Consider the following 1,459-nt stretch of genomic DNA (forward strand, 5'->3'; position numbering starts at 1 on the left):
TGTATCGTCCTAAAAATAGTTGACAGTTTTTTTGATTTAATCCTACGACAGGTTTACGATTTGTTTTTAGTCCTGCCATTGGTTTACTATTCAAAGTTAAGGTTGCAGATGAAAAAAATATTTTATAGCCCATCTCAGCTATAGAAATATTTTTTTCATCGGTATGTTTCCTCAGCAACTCCAACTTTTAATAGTTCCTTTTTTACATAATAGTTCTTCCATTTCCTTTCAACCGGTTCATTATGATTATGTAATTCTATAGGTGTTTTGTAACTAATACTACCATGTGGACGTAAATGATTATACACACTTATTGCTTTAGCTACACCCTGTTGTGCTGCTTCAAAATTGTTGTACTCATCTTCTAATAATTCATCCTTTAATATCCCATTCACTCTTTCAGCTATCGCATTTTCTAATGGGTCCCCATTCTCCGTCATCGATATTTTCATCTGCTTGTTTTTAAGTATGGTTACATAAGCATTACAACAATATTGAACACCTCTATCGCTATGGTGAATTAGTTTATTAGATGGTACTGCATTATGTTGCAGAGCCATCTTCAATGCTCTAATACTTCCATTTGCTTCTAATGTTTTGGATAAGTAGAAGCCTGTAATTTTCCTGCTATAAGCATCTGTTATTAAACTCAAATAGGCAAACCCATTTTTTAAGTGGATGTATGTAATATCACTTACCCATAATTGGTTAGAACCCACTGGAACAAACTCTTTGATTAAATTTTTATACTTTTTGTATCTGTGAAAACTATCGGTTGTAACCGGCTTTTTTCGCTTCCTTCTTCTTACCAATAAGCCATTGTTTAGTAATAGCTTAAAAAATGAATCTCTACCCATTTTGAAATGATGTTGTTGCATAAAGGGTTGCAACATATGATGCAATCTTCTACCACCAATTCTTGGTTGATCTACTCTAATTTTTTGTACTTGCTGCACCAGCAGTTCTTCTTCAAAACATTGTTGCTGATGCTGTTGTTGGGCTTTATACAACCCTTGCCGACTATAACCAAGCAATGAACAAAGCGAAGTAATGCTTCTCGGCTTTCTTTGTTCTACATTCATGATTGCTTGGTACCAAACTTTTTTCTAAGCTCTATTCCGGTGAGTTGCTCTGATAGCTTTAGCATTTCTTCCAGCACTTCATTATGTAGCTTAGCTTTACGCAGTTCGGCTTGCAGTTGTTTTACCTCGGCTGGTAATGCCGCTGCTTCCTCTTTCCTCTTAGAAGCTTGCTTAACAGGCTTTATTTTTCCTTTATACTTACTCACCCAACTATGAATTTTACGAAAATCAATGCCATGTTTTACTCCTAATTGGCGATAACTGTAATCGCCTGTTAAATACTCGGCTATAATAGCCTCTTTTTTAATTGCTTTTTCTAACATATTTTGTCCAAATTTAAGTGACGATTATTCGTCAACCTATTTTAGGACAAGACA

At 34.8% G+C, this 1,459-nt stretch carries 2 protein-coding genes; both read right to left on the reverse strand.

Going from position 1 to position 1,459, the window contains the following annotated elements:
- Positions 1-155: 155 nt before the first annotated feature.
- Positions 156-1,082: an IS3 family transposase gene (locus LX80_RS14340; protein ID WP_111297331.1), complete on the reverse strand. Its 927-nt coding sequence runs from the start codon at positions 1,080-1,082 to the stop codon at positions 156-158.
- Positions 1,079-1,405, reverse strand: a complete 327-nt coding sequence (locus LX80_RS14345) for a transposase (RefSeq protein ID WP_111297332.1) — start codon at positions 1,403-1,405, stop codon at positions 1,079-1,081. Before LX80_RS14345 ends, LX80_RS14340 begins: the two co-directional genes overlap by 4 nt.
- Positions 1,406-1,459: the final 54 nt, after the last annotated feature.

Origin of the sequence: Hydrotalea sandarakina (assembly GCF_003254115.1) — a bacterium.
Classification (GTDB): Bacteria; Bacteroidota; Bacteroidia; order Chitinophagales; family Chitinophagaceae; genus Hydrotalea; species Hydrotalea sandarakina.